The organism is Streptomyces sp. NPDC056144, from assembly GCF_042264145.1.
Taxonomy (GTDB): domain Bacteria; phylum Actinomycetota; class Actinomycetes; order Streptomycetales; family Streptomycetaceae; genus Streptomyces.
This window is the reverse complement of sequence record NZ_JBHJVF010000015.1, coordinates 1-19,532: the sequence shown is the minus strand read 5'-3', so window position 1 is coordinate 19,532 and position 19,532 is coordinate 1. Positions and strand designations below refer to the sequence as shown.

General features: G+C 70.8%; 16 protein-coding genes. 7 read left to right on the top strand and 9 right to left on the bottom strand.

Features of this window, described 5'->3' with window-relative positions:
• Position 1: 1 nt before the first annotated feature.
• The gene (locus ACFC0Z_RS31295; protein WP_376445135.1) at positions 2–2,152 is read right to left on the bottom strand and encodes a discoidin domain-containing protein; all 2,151 of its coding nucleotides are present in this window, start codon (positions 2,150–2,152) and stop codon (positions 2–4) included.
• Between the two features lie 159 nt (positions 2,153–2,311).
• Between ACFC0Z_RS31295 and ACFC0Z_RS31290 the strand changes: the two genes are divergently transcribed.
• Positions 2,312–3,346, top strand: a complete 1,035-nt coding sequence (locus tag ACFC0Z_RS31290; protein WP_376445133.1) for a LacI family DNA-binding transcriptional regulator — start codon at positions 2,312–2,314, stop codon at positions 3,344–3,346.
• A gap of 26 nt (positions 3,347–3,372) precedes the next feature.
• Here ACFC0Z_RS31290 and ACFC0Z_RS31285 read toward each other — a convergent pair whose 3' ends face one another.
• The 4 genes from ACFC0Z_RS31285 to ACFC0Z_RS31270 all read right to left on the bottom strand — a co-directional run bounded on the left by ACFC0Z_RS31285 (position 3,373) and on the right by ACFC0Z_RS31270 (position 8,028).
• Positions 3,373–4,737 carry a GH1 family beta-glucosidase gene (locus ACFC0Z_RS31285; RefSeq protein ID WP_376445445.1) on the bottom strand — a complete coding sequence of 455 codons (1,365 nt, stop codon included), beginning with the start codon at positions 4,735–4,737 and terminating at the stop codon, positions 3,373–3,375.
• Positions 4,738–4,811: 74 nt separating this feature from the next.
• Positions 4,812–5,672, bottom strand: a complete 861-nt coding sequence (locus ACFC0Z_RS31280) for a carbohydrate ABC transporter permease (protein ID WP_376445130.1) — start codon at positions 5,670–5,672, stop codon at positions 4,812–4,814.
• Complete coding sequence (locus tag ACFC0Z_RS31275) at positions 5,665–6,657, bottom strand: carbohydrate ABC transporter permease (protein WP_376445128.1); 993 nt, start codon at positions 6,655–6,657, stop codon at positions 5,665–5,667. The genes ACFC0Z_RS31280 and ACFC0Z_RS31275 overlap by 8 nt, the downstream gene beginning before the upstream one ends.
• Positions 6,658–6,720: 63 nt before the next feature.
• A complete protein-coding gene (locus ACFC0Z_RS31270; protein WP_376445126.1) occupies positions 6,721–8,028 on the bottom strand; it encodes an extracellular solute-binding protein in 1,308 nt (435 codons plus the stop codon).
• Positions 8,029–8,210: 182 nt separating this feature from the next.
• Here ACFC0Z_RS31270 and ACFC0Z_RS31265 point away from each other — a divergent pair, with 182 nt between their 5' ends.
• From ACFC0Z_RS31265 to ACFC0Z_RS31255, 3 genes are all read left to right on the top strand, one after another.
• Positions 8,211–9,512, top strand: a complete 1,302-nt coding sequence (locus tag ACFC0Z_RS31265; RefSeq protein ID WP_376445123.1) for an ROK family protein — start codon at positions 8,211–8,213, stop codon at positions 9,510–9,512.
• A gap of 154 nt (positions 9,513–9,666) precedes the next feature.
• Positions 9,667–11,898, top strand: a complete 2,232-nt coding sequence (locus tag ACFC0Z_RS31260; RefSeq protein ID WP_376445120.1) for an FG-GAP-like repeat-containing protein — start codon at positions 9,667–9,669, stop codon at positions 11,896–11,898.
• Positions 11,899–12,044: 146 nt separating this feature from the next.
• Positions 12,045–14,249 (top strand): FG-GAP repeat domain-containing protein, encoded by a 2,205-nt coding sequence (locus tag ACFC0Z_RS31255; RefSeq protein WP_376445117.1) that lies wholly within the window; start codon positions 12,045–12,047, stop codon positions 14,247–14,249.
• Here ACFC0Z_RS31255 and ACFC0Z_RS31250 read toward each other — a convergent pair.
• Positions 14,225–14,659: an ATP-binding protein gene (locus ACFC0Z_RS31250; RefSeq protein WP_376445115.1), complete on the bottom strand. Its 435-nt coding sequence runs from the start codon at positions 14,657–14,659 to the stop codon at positions 14,225–14,227. The two genes, ACFC0Z_RS31255 and ACFC0Z_RS31250, sit on opposite strands and share 25 nt — an antisense overlap.
• Positions 14,660–14,751: 92 nt before the next feature.
• Between ACFC0Z_RS31250 and ACFC0Z_RS31245 the strand changes: the two genes are divergently transcribed.
• On the top strand, positions 14,752–15,615 hold the full coding sequence (locus ACFC0Z_RS31245) for a helix-turn-helix domain-containing protein (protein ID WP_376445113.1): 864 nt from the start codon (positions 14,752–14,754) through the stop codon (positions 15,613–15,615).
• The gene (locus tag ACFC0Z_RS31240) at positions 15,612–15,860 is read left to right on the top strand and encodes a DUF397 domain-containing protein (RefSeq protein ID WP_376445111.1); all 249 of its coding nucleotides are present in this window, start codon (positions 15,612–15,614) and stop codon (positions 15,858–15,860) included. Before ACFC0Z_RS31245 ends, ACFC0Z_RS31240 begins: the two co-directional genes overlap by 4 nt.
• A 58-nt stretch (positions 15,861–15,918) precedes the next feature.
• Here ACFC0Z_RS31240 and ACFC0Z_RS31235 read toward each other — a convergent pair whose 3' ends face one another.
• Together ACFC0Z_RS31235 and ACFC0Z_RS31230 are read right to left on the bottom strand one after the other, a co-directional pair.
• Positions 15,919–17,109: an FG-GAP-like repeat-containing protein gene (locus ACFC0Z_RS31235; RefSeq protein WP_376445108.1), complete on the bottom strand. Its 1,191-nt coding sequence runs from the start codon at positions 17,107–17,109 to the stop codon at positions 15,919–15,921.
• Between the two features lie 78 nt (positions 17,110–17,187).
• Positions 17,188–17,631, bottom strand: coding sequence for an SSI family serine proteinase inhibitor (locus tag ACFC0Z_RS31230; protein ID WP_376445105.1), 444 nt, complete (start codon positions 17,629–17,631; stop codon positions 17,188–17,190).
• 573 nt (positions 17,632–18,204) lie between these two features.
• Here ACFC0Z_RS31230 and ACFC0Z_RS31225 point away from each other — a divergent pair.
• On the top strand, positions 18,205–18,816 hold the full coding sequence (locus ACFC0Z_RS31225) for an HAD-IA family hydrolase (RefSeq protein ID WP_376445443.1): 612 nt from the start codon (positions 18,205–18,207) through the stop codon (positions 18,814–18,816).
• Positions 18,817–18,826: 10 nt separating this feature from the next.
• On the opposite strand, the gene ACFC0Z_RS31220 is transcribed toward ACFC0Z_RS31225, so the two are convergent.
• Positions 18,827–19,363 (bottom strand): hypothetical protein, encoded by a 537-nt coding sequence (locus tag ACFC0Z_RS31220; protein WP_376445103.1) that lies wholly within the window; start codon positions 19,361–19,363, stop codon positions 18,827–18,829.
• Between the last annotated feature and the right edge of the window lie 169 nt (positions 19,364–19,532).

Below are 19,532 nucleotides of genomic sequence, written 5' to 3'. Positions count from 1 at the left end.
GTCACGGGAAGTTGACGACGGTGGACGGGACGGTCGCCGTGCCCTCGGTCGGGGCGCCGATGTCGTTGATGACGTGGTTGAACTGGCCGTTGCCGCCGAGGGAGACCGTCAGCAGGCTGTGGAACTTCACGCCGGGCTTCACCGGGGCCTTGAAGCCGTGGTCCTGCCGGATGGTGGGGTCGACGTTGTAGTAGCAGTAGCTGCCGAGGCCCCAGCCCTCGTGGGTGTTGACCGAGTCGTCGACCCGGTAGGCGGCGTAGCCCTTGGTCGCGCCGTTCTGGATGGCGGCCTGGTTGGGGGCGTCGTACGCCTTCTCGTTCTGGAAGAAGATCGTCCGGCCGCGCTCGCCGTACCACTCGACGTCGTACTTGTTGAAGTGCTCGACGAAGAGGCCGGTGGCCAGGACGTCGTCACCGGTGACGCGGACGCCGTAGTCGGCGCGGTTGGTCTCCCAGCCGACGCCCTCGCCGTGGTCGGCGCGCCAGACCCAGGTGTGGTCGACGATGACGTCGTCGCTGTTGACGGCCATGCTGGTGGTGGCCTTGCCGGGGCCGGCGCCGCCGATGCGGATGTAGACGTCCTGGACGGTCGTCGGGTTGGCGGTGTGGTCGGCGGCGGAGTTCTGCGGGCCGATCTCCAGCAGGACCGGGGAGTTGACCGGTCCGGCGTCGACGAGGAAGCCGGCGAGGCGGACGCCGTCGACGTCGGCGACCTTCATCGCGGCGACGCCGTTGTCCGGGATGAGCGTGGCGAGGCCGAGGCCGAGCACGATCGTGCCCGCGCGGTTGATCTCGACCGGCCGGTCGACGTGGTAGACGCCGGGCGTGAAGAGCAGGTGCAGACCCTGCTGGACCGCCTGGTTCATGGTCGCCGCGGTGGTGCCGGGCTTGACGACGTAGAACTGGCTGAGCGGGATCTTCTCGCCCTGCGGGGCGCCGTTCGCCCAGCTGGTGCCGCGGGCGTTGGTCCGCTTGGCCGGGGAGAAGACCTTGTACTGGCCGTCCTCCCAGATCAGGTACGGCTTCTCGCGGGAGATCGGGGTGGTGTCGAGGGTGGTGTAGCGCGGCTCGGGGAAGGCGGTCGCGGGCGCGCCCTCGGTGCCGGAGAAGACCTGGTTCCAGACGCTGTTGGACCAGCCGCCGATGGAGCTGTCGCGGGTGTACCACTGCTGCTGCGAGTAGTTGCCGACCTGGCCGTCGATCTTCGAGTCGGCGATGTAGCCGCCGGAGGCCCAGCCGTAGCCGTCGGGGGCGAGGTTGAGGCCGCCCTTGACGTGCATGCGGCGGAAGGAGGAGGCCTGGGAGACGGCCCAGCGGTCGGTGCCGTTGACCGGGTTGAGGGCGAGGCCCTCGGCGCCGCGCCAGAAGTTCTGGGTGGCGTTGCCGTTGAACCAGCCCGCGTCGACGGTGACGTCGCCGTTGATGGTGGTGTCGTCGGGGCGGACGCCGAGGCCGGCGATCTGGGTGTAGAAGCCGAGCTGGGCGTTGAGGCCGCTGTACGTGCCGGGCTTGAGGAGGAAGGCGTGGCGGCCCGCGCCGAACTGGGCGGACTCCTGCTCCTGGAACACGGCGTCCAGCTTGGCCTGGAGGCCGGACGTCGACGGGTCGTAGACGTGCACGTTGGGGCCGAGGTCGCCGCCGCCGGGCAGGGTCGGGCCGGTGCCGTCGGCGGAGCCGTACACCTGGAACTCCCAGAGGGAGTAGCCGTATCCGGTGCCCCGGGCGAGGCCGTTCACGCGGACGTAGCGGCCGGAGCCGGAGAGGGCGACGTCGTCGGTGCCGCCGTCGCCCGCGGAGACGGTGGTGACGGTGCGCCAGTCGGTGCCGTTGTCGGAGGCCTGGATCTCGTAGTTCCTGCCGTAGGCCGCCTCCCAGGTGAGGACGGCCCTGCTGAGCTGCCGGGAGGCGCCGAGGTCGACCTGGAGCCACTGGGCGTCGGTCCACTGGCTGGCCCAGCGGGTGCCGAGGTTGCCGTCGACGGCGGCGGAGGCGGGGAAGGCCGCGCCCTCGACGGTCGAGGCGGTGGCCGTCTTGCCCTGGGAGAGCAGGGTGTCGGCGGCCTGTGCCGAGGCGGCGGGGACCACCGCGAGCAGGGTGCCGGCCAGGGAGGCGACGAGGGCGCCGACCGTGGACCGGCGGAGGGGGGAGGGCATGGATCTCCTCTGGGGAAACATGACGGACACGTGGGAGAGCGCTCTCCGAAACCTTGCCCGGGGCCGGAGTTGACGGTCAAGGCATGTGACACGACTTTTCTTTTGGCTTGCATTAAGCACGTACATCCACCGGACACAGCGCACCGATAAAGTGCGCGGATGGGGAACCGGGGGCCGACTCTCGAAGACGTCGCACGCGAGGCGGGGGTGTCACGCGCGACGGTCTCCCGCGTGGTCAACGGCGTGCGGAACGTGGCCCCGGAGATCCAGGAGGCGGTCCGCGCGGCCGTCGACCGGACCGGCTACGCCCCCAACCAGGCCGCCCGCTCGCTCGTCACCCGGCGCGCCGGCGCCGTCGCCCTGGTCCTCTCCGCGACCGGCGGCTCCTTGACCGGCGGCTCCTTCACCGCCCGCCTCTTCTCCGACCCCTTCTTCGGGCGCGTCGTCGACGGCGTGCTCCCGGTGCTGCGCGCACGCGCCGTACAGCCGGTCCTGCTCGTCGCCGAATCCGAACCGGCCCGCCACCAGCTCGTCTCCTACCTGCGGCGCGGCGGCGCCGACGGGGCCGTCGTCGTGCCGCTCGACGAGGACGACCCGCTGCCCGGGGCGCTCGTCGCGGCCGGCCTGCCCACGGTGCTCTTCGGGCGCCCGCGCGCCGGGGTCCCCTGCGGCTGGGTGGACCTGGACAACGGCGCGGGCGCCCGGCTCGCGGCCGAGCACCTGTGGGCGGCCGGGCGGCGGCGGCCCGCGGTCATCGCCGCGCCGGAGTCGGCGCCCGCCGCGCGCGAACGGCTCGACGGCTTCACGGCCGCCCTCGCCGCGCGCGGGGTGACCGGCGTGCCGGTCGAGCGGGGCCGCTTCACCGAGGAGAGCGGCCGGGACGCGATGGCCCGGCTCCTCGACCGGCACCCGGACCTCGACGCGGTCTTCGCCGCCAACGACCTGATGGCCCGCGGCGCCTGCCGCCTCCTCGCCGAGCGGGGCGTCGCCGTGCCGGGGTCCGTCGCCGTGGTCGGCTTCGACGACTCGGCGGCGGCCCGGGACGCCACTCCCCCGCTGACCACCGTGCGCCAGCCGGTGGAGGAGATGGCGGCGGCGCTGACGGGCGCGTTGCTCGACCAGCTCGACACGGGCACACCGGAGACCGGTTCGAAGGTCTTCGAACCGGTCCTGGTGGCACGGGAGTCGGCCTGATCAGCCGTCCTGATCAGCCGTCCTGATCAGCCGCTGATCTCCCGGTGGGCGCGGATGATCTCCGCGTACCGCCGACCGCTGGTCTTCACGGTCCGCCGCTGGGTCGCGTAGTCGACGTGGACGAGGCCGAACCGCTTGTCGTAGCCGTAGGCCCACTCGAAGTTGTCCAGGAGCGACCAGGCGTAGTACCCGGCGAGCGGGGCGCCCTTGCGGACGGCGCTCGCGCAGGCGGCGAGGTGCTGCTCCAGGTAGCGGGTGCGGTCGGGGTCGTGGACGGCGCCCTCGGGGCCGACGGCGTCGGGGAAGGCCGAGCCGTTCTCGGTGACGTACAGCTCCCGGACGCCGTACTCCTCGGTGAGCCGCATCAGCAGGCTCTCCAGGCCCGCCGCCTCGATCTGCCAGTCCATGCCGGTGCGGGGCACGTCGGGCAGGCGGACCTCGCGGGCGTACGGGACGGGGCCCTCGGGGTCGTCGGCGACGGTGACCGGGAAGTAGTAGTTGAGGCCGTGCCAGTCGAGCGGGGCGGCGATGGTCTCCAGGTCGCCCGGCTGCTCCGGGAGCTCGGCCCCGTGCCGCGCGTACAGCTCGCGCATGTCGGCGGGGAAGCCGCGGCCGTACACCGGGTCGAGGAACCACCGGTTGCTGTGCCCGTCCATGCGGCGGGCGGCGGCGATGTCCTCGGGGCGGCTGGAGGCGGGCTCGACGGTGGAGTGGTTGGTGACCAGGCCGATACGGGCGCCGGGGGCGGCGGCGCGGATCGCGGCGGTGGTGAGGCCGTGGCCGAGGAGCAGGTGGTACGAGGCGCGGACGGCGGCCGTCAGGTCGGTGAGGCCCGGGGCCATCCGGCCCTCCAGGTGCCCGATCCAGGCGGAGCAGAGCGGCTCGTTGAGGGTGGCCCAGCTGGTGACGCGGTCGCCGAGCCGCTCGGCGACGACGGAGGCGTACGCGGCGAGGTGTTCGGCGGTCTCGCGGGAGGTCCAGCCGCCCCGGTCCTGGAGGGCCTGTGGCAGGTCCCAGTGGTAGAGGGTGACGGAGGGGTTGATGCCGGCGTCGAGGAGGCCGTCGACGAGCCGGTCGTAGAAGTCGAGTCCGGCGGCGTTGACGGGGCCGTCGCCGCCGGGGACGACGCGGGGCCAGGCGATCGACATCCGGTACGTGTCGGTGCCGAGCTCCTTCATCAGGGCGAGGTCCTCGGGCCAGCGGTGGTAGTGGTCGCAGGCCGTGTCGCCGGTGTCGCCGTTGTCGATCGCGCCGGGGACGCGGCAGAAGGTGTCCCAGATGGAGGGGGCGCGGCCGTCCGTGTCGACGGCACCCTCGATCTGGTAGGCGGAGGTCGCCGTGCCCCAGGCGAAGGAGGGCGGGAAGGCCGCCAGGTCGATCGGGACGGCGATGGGGTCGGACACGGGGTGCCTTTCTGCGGTGGCGAGGGCGGTACGGGGCTGGGGCGCACGGGGCTGGAGGGGGATCACTTGACCGCACCCGCCGTGAGCCCGGCGACGAGGTAGCGCTGGAGGAGGAGGAACCCGACGACGACGGGCACGCTGACCACGAGGGAGGCGGCCATGACCTGGTTCCAGTAGACGTCGTTGAGGGTGGCGTAGCCCTGGAGTCCGACGGCGAGCGTGCGCGTGCTGTCGGTGGTCATGACGGAGGCGAAGAGGACCTCGCCCCAGGCCGTCATGAAGGCGTAGATCGCGACGGCGACGATGCCGGGCCGGGCGGCGGGCACGATCACCCGGAACAGCGCCGTGACCGGGCCGCAGCCGTCGACCTTCGCCGCCTCGTCCAGCTCGCGCGGGATCGAGTCGAAGTAGCCGGTGAGCATCCAGATGGAGAACGGCAGCGAGAAGGTCAGATAGGTGAGGATCAGGCCCTCGCGGGAGCCGAAGAGCGCGATGCCGGTGGCGTTGCCGAGGTTGACGTAGATGAGGAAGAGCGGCAGCAGGAAGAGGATGCCGGGGAACATCTGCGTCGACAGGACGGTGACGGTGAAGACCCGCTTGCCGCGGAAGGTGTAGCGGCTGACGGCGTACGCGGCGAAGATCGCGACGATCACCGACAGGACCGTGGCTCCGCCCGCGACGACGATCGAGTTCACGAAGTAGTCGGCGAGCGGGACCGTCTCCCAGATGTCGAAGTAGGGAGCGACGGTGAGCCCGGAGGGGATCCACTCGAACTTGCCCGAGACGTCCTCCAGCGGCTTCAGGGAGCTGGAGATCATCACGTACACCGGCAGCAGCACGAAACCGGTGAGGAGGGTGAGGACGATCCGCCGGGTCCACAGGAAGGACCGGGGCGGGGCCATGGGAGACCGTGTCTCAGACATCGGAGGCCTTCCTTCCCCGAGTGGTGAGCAGGAGGTAGACGCCCGTGACGAGGAGGAGGAAGAGCAGCAGGAGCACGGACATGGCCGAGCCGGTGCCGAAGTTCCACGTCTGGAAGGACGACTGGTAGATGTGGAGCGAGATGAGGTCGGCGGCTTCCGGCGCCGCCTCGCCGAAGAGGACGAACGGCGTGTTGAAGTCGTTGAACGTCCACAGGAAGAGGACCAGGACGAGGACCTGGTTGACGGAGCGCAGGGACGGCAGGGTGATGTGCCGGATCTGCTTCCACACGCCGGCCCCGTCGAGGGCGGCCGCCTCGTACATGTCCCTGGGGATGTTCTGGAGTCCGGCCATGACGGTCAGGAAGGCGAAGGGCCAGCCCTTCCAGACGGAGACGACGAGCAGGGCCCAGAAGCTGTTGTCGCCGATGAGCCAGAAGGCGGGGCTGTCGCCGATGCCGAGCTGGTCGTGGAGGACGTGGTTGATGACGCCGTTGTCCCGCTGGAACATGAACGCCCAGGTGATGACGGCGGCGTAGACCGGCAGGGCGTACGGGACGAGGAACAGGGTCCGCAGCACGCCCCGGCCCCGGAAGTTCTCCTGGAGGAGGACCGCGGCGGCCGTGCCGAGGAGCCAGCACAGGCCGACGGAGAGCACGGTGAACTGGCAGGTGGTCAGGAAGGACTTCAGCAGGGACTGGCCGACGGCCGCGTCGAAGTCGAGCGAGACCGAGAAGTTGTCGAGTCCTGACCAGGGGGCGGCGGCCCAGTCCCGGATGTAGAACTGGGTGAGCTCCTTGAAGCTCATGGCGATGCCCATGAGCATCGGCACGAGGTGGACGAGGAGTTCGAGGAGCAGGGCGGGCAGGAGCAGGACGTAGGGCAGTGCGAGGCGGCGGCGCCCGGAGCGGCGCGCGGGACGCGCCCCTCCGGGTGCGGCCTTGCGCACCGCCGGCTCCCGCTCGGGGGTGACGGCGGTCTGGGTCATGGGGCGGGGGCCCACTTCTTCGTCATGAGGCGAGTGCCTGCTTCTTCGTCATCGGGCGGGTGCCTACTGCTTCGCCATCTGCTGCTGGGCCTTGTCGAGCTTGGCCTTCACGGACTCGGTGGTGACGGGCCGGCCGGCGGCGGCGTCGGCGAACAGCTCCTTGACGGCGGTGCCGACGACGGTCTCGAACTGGGACTCCGCCGGGACCTGCGGGAGGGCGGCGGCGCTGGTGGAGAGGGTGTCGCGGATGACGGCGAGGGAGGGGCCGGAGAAGGCGGCGTCCTTCTGGGCGGTCTTGACCGGCGGCACGGAGCCGTAGGTCTTGTTGAGGTCGATCTGCTGCTCGTCGCTGGTCATGTACTTCACGAACTTGAGGGCGCCGTCGAGGTTCTTGGTGTTCTTGAAGACGGCCATGTTGATGCCCGCGACCATGGAGTTGGTGGCGGTGCCGGTGCCCGGCTTGCCCGACGGGACGGGGGCGGGGACGACGCCCCACTCGTCCTCGGACATGCCCTGGGAGGCGAAGGTCTGGGACGGGGTCTGCCACAGGACCATGCCGGTCCGGTCCTTGGCGAAGTCGCTGAGGGACTGGTTCTGGGCGTACTCGGCGTTGCCCGGGGCGACGATCTTGTCGGCGGCCATGAGGTCGACGTACTGCTTCACGGCGGCGACGGCCCCGTCGGAGGTGAAGTCGGGCTTGCCGTCGGCGGTGAAGAAGTCGGCGCCGTGCTGCTTGGCGAGGACGAACACCTGGTGGATGTTGTTGGAGAGGTTGGAGCCCTCGACGCCGATGCCCGACTTCCCGCCCTTGCTGAGCTTCTTGCCGGCGGCGACCACCTCGTCCCAGGTCGTCGGCGGCTTGGCGATGCCGGCGTCCTTGAACATCTGCTTGTTGTAGTAGAGGGCGTACGCCATCGAGTACAGCGGGACGGCGGCCGGGTCCTGGCCGGGGGCGCCGGTGGAGCCGAGGGCCGACTCGACGAAGCGGTCCTTGCCGCCGATGGCCTCGAAGTTCTTCGCGTCCCAGGGGAGCAGGGCGCCGGTGGCCTGGAGGGAGGCGCTCCAGGTGTTGCCGATGTTGAGGACGTCGGGGCCCTGGCCGGAGGTGGTGGCGGTGAGGATCCGGTTGAGCAGGTCGGACCACGGGATCACCTCCAGCTTGACCTTGACCCCGGTCTGGCGCTCGAACTCGTCCAGTTCGGGCTGGAGGACGTTCTTGTCGACCTCCAGGCTGGAGCCCTGGTTGGTGGCCCAGTAGGTGAGGGTCTTCTTCGCCTGGCCGCCGTCGTCCCCACCGCCGCCACAGGCGGTCGCGGTGAGAGCGAGGGAGAGGGTGACGGCACCCGTGACGGCGGCTCTGATTCTGCGCATGGCTCCTGGTCCCTTTCAGGGAAGGCGGGAGTACCGACAGGGGAGCGCCCGGACCGCTCTCCGCCGCATCGGCTTAATTTAGGATGTGAGTTAAACCCCATGAGAAAGTCGCGTCAAGGCTTCGCGCCAACGCTTTCGTGCGGGTATGTTGCAGCCGACGACTACGACGGACGGGGACGAGAGTGCACGCGAAGAGTGGCCGCACAGTGCGCGACCTGCGGCGCGAGAACCGGACGGCGGTGCTGCGGAGGCTCTACTTCGACGGTCCGATGAGCCGCCTGAAACTGGGCCCCGCGACCGGACTCAGCTCCGGATCCATCAGCAACGTCGTCGCCGAGCTGGTCACCGACGGCCTCGTCGAGGAAGCCGGCAGCGTCGACTCCGCCGGCGGCCGCCCCCGCACCCTCCTCCGCATCGCACCGGCCAGCGGCTGCATGATCGGCGTCGACATCGGCGAAACCCGCGTACGGATCGAGCTGTTCGACCTCGCACTCACCGAACTCGCCCGCACCGAACGCCCGTTGGCCACCTCGGGGCCCCGCACCGAGCGGTACGAGGTCGGGGTCGTCGTCCACCACCTGCGGGACGGCATCGCGGAGGTCCTCCGCACCGCCGGAGTGGACGCGGAGCGGCTGCTCGGCGTCGGCATCGGCGTCCCCGGCATCGTCGAACACACCGCCGACAGCGGAGCCGTCGTCCACGGCCAGACCATCGGCTGGGACGCCGTCCCCCTCGAACGCCTCCTCCGCGACGCCGTCGACCTCCCCCAGGAGGTCCCGTACCGCATCGAGAACGGCGCCAAGACCCTCGGCCAGGCCGAGATGTGGTTCGGCTCCGGCCGGGGCGCGGGCAGCGCCGTCGTCGTCCTCTTCGGCTCCGGCGTCGGCGCCTGCGTCGTCACCGACCCGCTGGGACCCGGACGGGCCCTGGAATGGGGCCACTTGACCGTACGGGTCAGGGGCCGGCGCTGCCGCTGCGGCGCCCAGGGCTGCCTGGAGGCGTACGCGGGCGCCGAAGCCCTCCTCGAACGCTGGCGCGAAGCGGGCGGCGAGCCCCCCGCCGGCGCCGACGAGGAAACCGCCCTCACCGCGATGCTCGCCGCCGCCTACCCCGCATCCGGCGCACCCGACGCGACGGCCCTCGCCGTCCTGGAGGAGACCGCCGAGTACCTCGGCGCGGGCATGGCCGACCTGATCAACCTCTTCCAGCCCGAACGCATCCTCGTCGGCGGCTGGGCCGGCCTCCAGCTCGGCCCCCGCTTCCTCGCCGCCGTGTCCGACCACGCCCGCGCGTACGCGCTCCGCCACCCCGGCGACCGCACCGAAATCGCCCTCGGCACGCTGGGCCCGGAGGCGGTGACGGTCGGCGCGGGCCTGCTCCCGCTGGTCGACTTCTTCGCCCAGGGCGGGCGGCGCGCGGAACTGGCGCCGAGCATCCCGGCACCGGCGTGGCAGACGGCGCTGCGGGACCGGGCTACGACGTGAGGCGGGGCGGGGGCTGAGAGCGGGCGGGCGCTGACTCCGTCCGGGCTCGGCGTACTTGACGTACTCGGCGTACAACCTTTCGATCCCCCTGCGGGTCTTGGGGCTGGTGGTGCGACGACAGGCGTCGCGCCCCGTCCCCGGGGGGAGCGTCCTCTTGTCCCGTACGTCCCGCACGTCCCACATCCGGCTCGCCGCCGCGCTTGCCGTCACCGCGTCCCTCACAGTGGGCGCACTCGCCACCGTTCCAGCGGTGGCGGCGACGGCGACGGGAGGCGCCGTTGCGGCCTCCGCCGACGACACGGCCACCGTCCTGCCGTTCCCCAAGGACACCTCCCTCTGGGGCTCGGGCCCGGAGGGTTACGCGACCAAGCAGTACAACGCCAACAGCACCGTCCAGCGCTGGACGCGCCACCGCGACGGGGTCACGACCGTCCTTCCCGCCGGTACGTACGACCTCCCCTCGCCCCAGTCCGACATCGTGCCGCAGACCCTCGGCAACGGCCGTTACGCCATGCACGATATGAGCGCGGGCACCGTCCTGCAGCTCGACATCAGCTCCCTCGGCGCGGGCTACCAGCTCGCCGCGTACGCGGGCGCGGACATCGTCGCGAAGAAGGCCAACGCGACCGGCGGCACCGACCTCCACGTCATCGGCAAGCGAGCGGGCGTCCTCGTCGACGACATCGTGACCGGCCTCCCCGCCGACACCGTGATCAACGCGGTCACCCCGCAGGGACCGAGCAGCGTCCTCGTCCGCTACTCCGCCACCGTCAACGGTGCCCAGCAGAGCCGCCTGGCCATCGTGGACACCCCGTCCCACGCGGTCACCGAGCAGTACGACGTGCCCGCCAACGCCACCGGCTCCGTCGACGTGTCGGCCACCCACATCGCCTGGATCGAGAAGCCCAGCCAGTTCAAGTCGGTGGCAGCGGTGACCCCTCGGCGGACGACCGCGACCAAGAGGTACGCCCTGGGCCCCTACGAGCGCTACTCCGTCTGGCTGGTGGGCGACTGGCTGACCTACGCGACGACCGGGAACGTCGCGCGGTACCCGTTCAGGGTCGCGGCCCCGCTCATGGCCCAGTCCCTCACCGTCGCCAGCCGCCCCGTGCCGCTCCTGGACAACACGGTGAACGCCGCCGAGAGCCCCGACGGAACCCTGCTGGTGCGGGGCGGCACGTTCGACCAGGGCGAGGGCCTCTACCGGATCGACCCCCGCGACGGCGCCACCCAGCCGCCCGCCACCCTCGTGGCGAGCTCGGGCCAGTCCACCAACCTGACACTGGTGAGCCAGGCCGCCTCCGGGACGTTCGCCCTCGACCGGCCCGGTACGCCGACCACCCTGTCCTGGAAGCTCAGCTTCCCCAACAGCCGCGTGCGCGTCGAGGTGACGCACAAGGCGACCGGGAAGACGTGGATCCGGTACCCCGACGCCAGCGGAGCGGACGAGGCACACCGCATCTCCTGGACGGACCTGGCCGAGACGGACGAAGGGCTCACCCCCCTCCCCAACGGCGACTACACCTGGCACCTCACGGCGCGGTACTTCAACGCGAACGGCCCCGCCCTGGACAAGAAGGGCGCCTTCACGATCGCCCGCAAGACGGTCCCGCACGACTTCAACGACAACGGCTCCCCCGACCTGCTCGACCGGGACGACGCCGGGCAGCTGAACCTCTTCAACACGCCCACGCCGGTCGGGACCCGGCACAACGTCTACCCGCAGACGATCGGCACCGGCTGGAGCGGGTACGACCGGCTGCTCACCCCCGGCAACATCGGCGGCGCCCGCTACCCCGACCTCGTCGCCCGCGACAGGACCGGAGTCCTCTGGCTCCACCAGGGCACGGGCCGCGGCGGCTTCTCCACCCGTACGAAGATCGGCGGCGGGTGGAACGCGTACACCCAGCTCACCGCCGGAGGCGACTTCACCAACAACGGCAAGCCCGACCTCCTCGCCGTCGACAAGACCGGCAGACTCTGGCTCTACAAGGGCACCGGCGACGCGACCCGCCCCTTCACCAGCCCCACGAAGATCGGCACCGGTTACGGCGGCTACAACAAGATCGTCGCCACCGGCGACATCACCGGAGCCCCCGCCGGAGACCTCGTCGCCCGTGACAAGGACGGCGTCCTCTGGCTGCACTCCGGCAAGGGCGACGGCACCTTCAACACCCGCACCCGCATCAGCGGCGGCTGGAACGAGTACTCCAACATCATCGGCATCGGCGACCTCGACCACGACGGCCGTGGCGACCTGGTCGGCATCAGGAAGTCCGACAACGTCCCGATCTTCCGCAAGGGCACCGGGGACTGGCGCGCGCTCTTCAAGGCCGGCACCCGGGTGTACGCGAACGTCACCCACAACACCGGAGGCACGTTCTAACCCCCACCGGCACCCGGGCGCGGCGTACTTGACGTACTAGGCGCGCCCGACGTGCTCCACGTACAACCTTTCGATACCCCTGGGGGTCTTGGGACCGGTGGTGCGACGACAGGCGTCGCGCCGCGTCCCCCGGGGGGAGCGTCCTCTTGTCCCGCACGTCCCGTACGTACCGCTTCCGGCTCGCCGCCGCGCTTGCCGCCACCGCGTCGCTCACGGTGGGCACACTCGCCACCGTTCCGGCCGCGACGGCTGCGACGGCGACGGAGAGCGGCACCGCCGCCTTCGTGGCCCCGTTCCCGAAGGGCGACGCCGTGATCACGTCCGCAGGCCCGAAGGGCTTCTCGACGCGGCAGTACAGCGGCACCTCGTACGTCGCCCGGTGGACGCGCTACTCGGACGGGGCCACGACCGTGTTGCCCAGCGGCCAGTACCACGTCGACGTACAGACGGACATCGTGCCGGAGATCCTCGGGCAAGGCGTCTACGCGATGCACGACATGAGCACCGGCGCCGTTACCCAGCTCGACGTCAGCTCGCTGGGCTACACCGTGGCCGGGTTCGTCGGGCCCGACATCCTGATGAAGAAGACCACCACGACCGGCGGCACCGAGCTCCACGCGGTCGGCATGCGGGCGGGCGTCCTCGTCGACGACGTCGTGACCGGGCTGCCCGAGGACGCCGCGATCGCCAAGGTCTTCCTGGAGGGCCCCACCACGGTGGTCGTCTCCTATTCGGGCACGGTGGACGGCGTCCAGCGGAAGCGTGCGGCCGTGGTCGACATCACCGGCCGCACAGTCGTCGAGGAGTACGACCTCCCCGCGACCTTCGAAGGCTTCATGGACCTGTCGTCGACACATATCTCCTGGCTCGAGAAGCCCACCGACACCACGTTCACGGTGGCGGTGATCCCCCGGAAGACCACCACTGCCCCCACCATCGCGCGGTACTCGCTGGGCCAGCTGAGGGAGCCCGTATACCCGAAGCTGGTCGGCGAGTGGCTAACGTACATGCAATGCGGACGCATGGCGGGGGACGCGTGCCCCCTGAATGCCCGTTCCCTGACGACCGGTGAGACCATCACGCTCCTGGAGGACATGAAGCACTCCGTCACCGACCCCACCGGCGCTCTGATGGTGCGAGGAGGGACGGCCGCCCAAGGCGAGGGCCTCTACCGGATCGACCCCAGCAACGGAGCCACCCGGCCCGCCGTCACCCAGGTCGCACGCACCGGTGAACCCTCCTCGATGGAGCTGGTGAGCTACTCCGTCCCCAGCACGATCGACGCCGACAAGCTCACCGGTCCGGTCACCATGAGCTGGCAGCTCAGCAGGACGGGCTCGTCGAAGACGGTCGTGCTGACCCACAAGGCGACCCAGAGGAAGTGGTCGCTGTCGTTGTTCCTGAGCGGGGGTCTCTACAAGGGCCAGTGGACTGCCCTGTCCGGCGTGGACCACAAGAGCACCCCTCCCGCCCCGAACGGCGACTACACCTGGCACCTCACGGCCACCCCGGACAACAAGATCGGCCCCGTCCTCGAAAAGAGCGGGACGTTCAAGGTCGTCCGCAGGACGGTCCCGCACGACTTCAACGACAACGGCACCCCCGACCTGCTCTCCGTCGAACGCGACGGCAGCCTGCTCCTCCACAACACCCCCACGCCGCTCGGGTCCGGGTGGGACAACTCCTCCACGGCCATCGGCATCAGCGGCTGGCGCGCGTACGACCGGCTGCTCACCCCGGGCAACGTCGGCGGCACCGCCTACCCGGACGTCGTCGCCCGCGACAAGACCGGCGTCCTCTGGCTCCACCAGGGCACCGGCCGCGCCTTCTCCACCCGCACGAAGATCGGTGGCGGCTGGAACGCGTACACCCAGCTCACCGCCGGAGGCGACTTCACCGACAACGGCAAGCCCGACCTCCTCGCCGTCGACAAGACCGGCGGACTCTGGCTCTACAAGGGCACCGGCGACACGACCCGCCCCTTCACCAGCCCCACGAAGATCGGCACCGGCTACAACACGTACAACAAGATCGTCGCCACCGGGAACATCGCCGGCGGCCCCGCCGGAGACCTCGTCGGCCGGGACAAGGACGGCGTTCTCTGGCTCCACCAGGGCACCGGCCGCGGCGGCTTCTCCACCCGCACGAAGATCAGCGGCGGATGGAACGCGAACTCCGCGATCATCGGCATCGGCGACCTCGACCGCGACGGCCGCAACGACCTCGCGACCATCTCAACGACCAGCAACGAGGCCTACTTCCACAAGGGCACCGGCGATTGGCGCGCACCCTTCAAGGCCGGCACCCGCGTGTACTACGACCACGGCTACTGGGGCGAACCCGCGTTCTGACTCCCCACCGGCACCACCGCCCACACCGTCTTCCCCACACACCGCTTCCGCACCCCCCACCCCGTCGCGAGCGCGGCCACGAGCACCAGCCCGTAGCCGCTCTCCGCGTCGACGGCCGTCCGGCCGGGGCGGGGGCGGCGTTCGCCGCGCGCGTCCGACAGTTCGACGAGTACGTGGTCGGGCGCGCGCTCCATCCGGACCTCGAAGTCCCGGCCGGGCACCCGCCCGTGCAGGACCGCGTTGTTGGCGAGTTCGGCGACGACCTGTTCCACCGCGAGCGCGGCGGAACCCGTCACTCCCCAGTCGTGCAGTTGCTGCACAGCGAGTAGCCGCGCCAAACGTGCGCCCCGGCGTGTCGAAGAGAGCCGGAGCGCGAACTCACCGGTTGGAGTGGCGATTTCGGATTTCATGCCCCGGAGCCTGTCCGCTCCCCCGTACCCTGACCAGCAGCGACGCCACGACGCTGAGTAACTGTACGAGTACGCCAAAGAAGGCGGTACGGATGTCGGGGAACGAGGACGAGAGGCCGGAACGGCCCTCCGAAACGGACGGTACTGCGCACCTTTTCCGTGCGCTAGGGAAAATCATCAAGCTCCTGCGAAGGAACGCGGGCCTGAGCCAGGCAGAGCTGGCGGAGATCGCCCATTGCAGCGAGGACCTGGTGTCCTCGATCGAGAGGGGCGTACGGGTCCCCCAGCCGGAGTTCCTGCTGGCGGTGGACGGTCCGCTGGGCGCGGACGGGCTGCTGAAGGTGGCGGTGGACGACGTACGGGAGGCGATCTCGCGGGCGCGGGTACGACATCCGGACTGGTTCCGGACCTTCGCTGCGGCGGAGGCGGCAGCGGTGGCGCTGCACTACTACGAGGCGACTGCCATCCCGGGCCTTCTCCAGACTGCCGCCTATGCGGAGGCACTGTTCCGCCAGCGTCGCCCGCTCTACGACGAGCTGACGCTTGAGAAGCGCGTGGCCGACCGGCTGGCCCGTCAGGCGATCCTCGAACGGCAGCCCGGTCCGACGATCAGCTTCGTCATCGAGGAGTCGGTCCTGCGCCGACCGCTGGGCGGCCGGGACGCCTTCCGGCAGCAGCTGCGGCGCCTCACAGAGACCTCCCGGCTGCGCAACGTCCACCTCCAGATCATGCCGGACGATGTGGACGAACATCCCGCCCTGGACGGCTCGTTCACCCTGCTCACCCACAAGGGGCGCCGCGAGGTCGCGTACATCGAACGGTATGGGCACGCCAACCTGATCACCGACCCGGAAGAGGTCCGCATGTACACCGAACGCTATGGGATCATCCGGGCGCAGGCGCTTACCTCCGGAGAGTCCCTGTCGCGGATCGAGAAGATTTTGGGAGAGCTATGAGCACCAAGGATCTGTCCTGGTTCAAGAGCAGCTACAGCAGCGGCGAGGGCGGCGAATGCCTCGAAGTCGCCTACGACTGGCGGAAGTCCAGCTACAGCGGCCAGGAAGGTGGCAACTGCGTCGAGATCGCCGTCCACCCCACCACCATCCACCTCCGCGACTCCAAGAACACCGAAGGCCCCCAGCTCGCCGTGGCCCCCGCGACCTGGTCGTCCTTCGTCTCGTACGCGTCGACTCAGGCGTGAGCAGCGGGCCCGGTGCCGAGGGAAACCGGCACCGGGCCCGACGACCGTCAGCGGCGGATCAGAAGGCCTGGGCGCCTTCCAGCAACCACCAGGAGCTGTACGTCTCTCCGGACTTGGACAGGCTGCCGTCGGCGCTGCCCAGGTACTGGTAGAGCGTCGACAGGTCGGCCGCTTGCAGGTCGGGGCGCCCGTCGCCCGACCTGTCGCCGACGGCGAAGAGCTTGCCCACGTAGTTCCAGTTGTTGCTGCCGACGGCCTTGCGCGTACCGAAGATCCCGCGGCTGGTGCCGGGGTACAGCCACAGCTTGCCCGTGGCCTTCTCCCGCGCGAGGAGGTCGTCCAGGCCGTCGCCGGTCAGGTCGCCCGCGCCGACGAGGGCGTTCATGGCGTTCCAGCCGCTCGAACCGACGGCCTTGCGCACGGCGAGGGTGCCCGTGCTGGTGCCGGCGTAGACCCAGAGCTTGCCGGTGGACTTCTCCACGGCGAGCACGTCGGGGCGGGCGTCGCCGGTCAGGTCGCCGAAGGCGGCGATCGGGCCCATGGAGTTCCAGCCGCTGCTGCCGATGAGCTTGCGCGCCCCGAGAGGGCCCCCGCCGGTGCCGGGGTACAGCCACAGCTTGCCGGTGGACTTCTCGCGGGCGATCACGTCCTCGCGGCCGTCGCGGCTGAAGTCGCCGTGCCGCAAGAGGTCGTACGCCCCCCAGCCGCCGGACCCGATCATGCGGCCGGTGCCGTTGCCGGGCATCAGCCACAGGCGCCCGGCCGAGTCCCGCAGCAGGACGTCCGCCCGGCGGTCGCCGTTCATGTCGCCGAACCCACCGACCGTCGGCGACGTCTTCGCCTCCCAGTAGGGGTAGGCGTCGTCCGAGCACTCGCGCTCGGTGGGAACGAGCTTGATGGAGCTGACCAAGCCCAACCCGCTGTTGGCGACGGATGCCTGGCGGGGAGCGTCCACGAGGGCTCCGCCCTCGAAACCGTAGTTCGGATCGTCATACTGGCAGGAGTACAAGTTCGTGCGGTTGATCGACGACTTGAGCTTGTTGTCCCAGGTGCCCAGCGTGGGCATGCTGACCTGCGTCTTGAGCATCGCACCCTTGGCGTACTCGTCGACCCAGGCGCAGAAGTAGCCCACCGGGCAGTCGCTCACCGCCGCCTGCGCGGGGGCCGTCCCCGCCCCTAGCAGGCCGGCTGCCGTGAGCCCCAGCGTCGTGGCCAGAGTGGCCGCACGCCGCAGCAGAGTGTTGCGCATGGGGTTTCCCCTCCCTCACGCGGCACGGAGCAGGATCTCGACGTGACCGCGCGAGGAAGATACCTCAGGCAACGACCCTCAGAACGCGAATACCGGCGTCGTCCCCGCCGTCAGCTCGCACGCGTTGCCGAAGACCTTTTCCCAGGAGACCGGGACTTTGTCATATGTGCCCTCCGCCGTCGCCGTGACGGGCGCGTACTCGTCCGTGCAGGGCATGTCCGGGTCGCCCTTGAGCGCGTCGAAGTCGCCGCCCACCTCGTGCAGGGCCCCGCAGGCGAGCTCCGCGCTCGGGTGGTTCCCGCCCGTGGGGCGGCAGCCGAGGAAGACGTCCGTCACCACGCCCGCCGCGTCGGTGACCGTCAGGTGGAGGCGGGTGGCCGGGGTCGGGGCCGCCGGAACCGTACCGGTGGTGGCGAGGGTGTCGCCGGGGTCGGGGGACGCGGTGGCGGAGGCGGTGAGCCCGAGGCCGAGGAGGGTGGTGGCGGCGAGGGGCAGGGCGAGGGAGCCGAGAGTTCTCTTCATGCCGGGGTTCTCCCCGTCCACCCGGCCCCCCGCATCCTCTTCGCCGACGACGGCACTCCGATGGACGAGGGCCCCCGCCTGACGCAGGTGCAGCGGGAGCGATCCGGGCCGGGAAGACGCACCGGTACGGTTCTGAGCATGGCGATCCACACAGGCTTCTACGAGGTTCCTGGTACGGGCATCCCCGGGATAGTCGACGAGGCCGCTCGTCAGGGCGTTCCCGTGTTCACGCTCGCCACCGCCGGGCGGACCGACCGGGAGGCCTTCGTCGCGGCTGTACGGGCGGCAGCACTGCCCCTGGATCCGCCGCTCGCGAGCGGCAAGGTGTGGGACGCCGTCTCGGACTCGATGTGGGGCGGGCTCGCCGAGCTGGAGTCTTCCCGCGCGGTCATCGTCTGGCCCGACGCCCCGCCCGTCGCGGGCGCCGAGGGCGATTTCCGGATCGCTCTGCAGATCCTCCGCGATCTGGTCGAAGAGCTCGCCGAAGACCGGTACGCCGACGGAAGGGCGACCCACCTTTCGGTCTACGTCGCATCGGCCGTCGATTCGGCTTCCGCCTCTGCCGCCCCCGCCGTGAAGTACGTCCTCTTCGACGTCGACGGGACCCTGATGGACGCCGTCGAGAACCAGCGCCGCATGTGGCACACGTGGGCGGAGCGGTACGGGCTCGACGGCGCCGAGGTGTGCGCGGTGGCGCTGCGGACGCGGCCGGTGGAGACGTTCGCGACGGTGGCGCCGGGCGCGGACCCGGCCGAGTGTCTCGCCCTCCTGCACGAGCTGGAGGACGAGGACGTGCGGACGGGCACGTACGAGGCCTTCGCGGGCGCGGCGGAGCTGCTGGGCGCGCTGCCGGCGGACCGGTGGGCGCTCGTCACGTCGAACTACGCGCACCGGGTCCGGGGACGGTTCGAGCGCACCGGACTCCCCCTGCCGGGCCTCCTCGTGGACGCGGCCTCGGTGACCGAGGGGAAGCCGTCCCCGGTGCCGTACCTGCTCGCGGCGGAGCGGCTGGGCGCCTCGCCTGCCGAGTGCCTGGTGATCGAGGACGCGCCGTCGGGCGTGCGGTCGGGCCTGGCGGCGGGGATGACGGTGTGGACGGTGAACGGCCCGGAGGCGGGTGAGGGCCACCGCCACTTCGCGACGCTGGCGGAGGCCGCACCCGAGATCCTGGCGCTGGTGGGATAAGAGGGGCCCCTCACGGGAAGTACAGGGCGGCCTTCCCGAGGACGTGGTTCGTGAACATGCCGCCCCAGACGGTGCCGCCCCGGTACATCGAGGTGCGGATGCCCTGCGGGGTCGTCTCGACGGTGATGGGGCGGCTGATCAGGGTCGTCCCGAGGATCCGGGCGTCCTGGGCGGCCCACTGCGCCGCCTCGGGCTGGACGCGGGCACCGACCAGGGCCGGCAGCACGAAGGCCGCGTTGCGGGCGCCGGCGATACCCCTTCGCAGGCTCTTGGCGTAGTCCATGGCCCACCCCGTGAACTCCCCCAGAGTCACCAGATCGACCTCGGGTACGGCGGCCGCGAAGACGAACACCTCCACCTTCGTCCCGAACCACCGGGCCTTGCGGTCCCCCCGGGCACCGGCCACCACGGGGTGGTCACGCCAGGGCGGCGAGGTCACGGTGCAGCCGTCGGCGGTCATGCGCCGGTTGAGCGCGGCGAGGTAGGAGACCGCGGCAGCAGCGGCGGGCTCGGTCGATCCGTTCGATGCGTTCGCATGCGGATTCATGCGGCCGATCCTCCAACACCCGTACGCAGTAAGGGAAGAGGGGCCATGGAAGAGGTCTCCGAGGCGCCAGAGGCGGGGGTTTCCTATGGGCTCCTGGTGGGACCGCCCTCTTTCCGAGAGTCGCAGCTTCCGGCGCCGCGTCAAGGGCAAGTCGGCGAAGCCGATGGCC

Bases quoted from the DNA above. Each gene is read 5' to 3' on its own strand.
- ACFC0Z_RS31295 (WP_376445135.1), bottom strand. From the start codon at position 2,152: ATGCCCTCCCCCCTCCGCCGGTCCACGGTCGGCGCCCTCGTCGCCTCC.
- ACFC0Z_RS31290 (WP_376445133.1), top strand. From the start codon at position 2,312: ATGGGGAACCGGGGGCCGACTCTCGAAGACGTCGCACGCGAGGCGGGG.
- ACFC0Z_RS31280 (WP_376445130.1), bottom strand. From the start codon at position 5,672: ATGTCTGAGACACGGTCTCCCATGGCCCCGCCCCGGTCCTTCCTGTGG.
- ACFC0Z_RS31275 (WP_376445128.1), bottom strand. From the start codon at position 6,657: ATGACCCAGACCGCCGTCACCCCCGAGCGGGAGCCGGCGGTGCGCAAG.
- ACFC0Z_RS31270 (WP_376445126.1), bottom strand. From the start codon at position 8,028: ATGCGCAGAATCAGAGCCGCCGTCACGGGTGCCGTCACCCTCTCCCTC.
- ACFC0Z_RS31250 (WP_376445115.1), bottom strand. From the start codon at position 14,659: ATGAAATCCGAAATCGCCACTCCAACCGGTGAGTTCGCGCTCCGGCTC.
- ACFC0Z_RS31245 (WP_376445113.1), top strand. From the start codon at position 14,752: ATGTCGGGGAACGAGGACGAGAGGCCGGAACGGCCCTCCGAAACGGAC.
- ACFC0Z_RS31240 (WP_376445111.1), top strand. From the start codon at position 15,612: ATGAGCACCAAGGATCTGTCCTGGTTCAAGAGCAGCTACAGCAGCGGC.
- ACFC0Z_RS31235 (WP_376445108.1), bottom strand. From the start codon at position 17,109: ATGCGCAACACTCTGCTGCGGCGTGCGGCCACTCTGGCCACGACGCTG.
- ACFC0Z_RS31230 (WP_376445105.1), bottom strand. From the start codon at position 17,631: ATGAAGAGAACTCTCGGCTCCCTCGCCCTGCCCCTCGCCGCCACCACC.
- ACFC0Z_RS31220 (WP_376445103.1), bottom strand. From the start codon at position 19,363: ATGAATCCGCATGCGAACGCATCGAACGGATCGACCGAGCCCGCCGCT.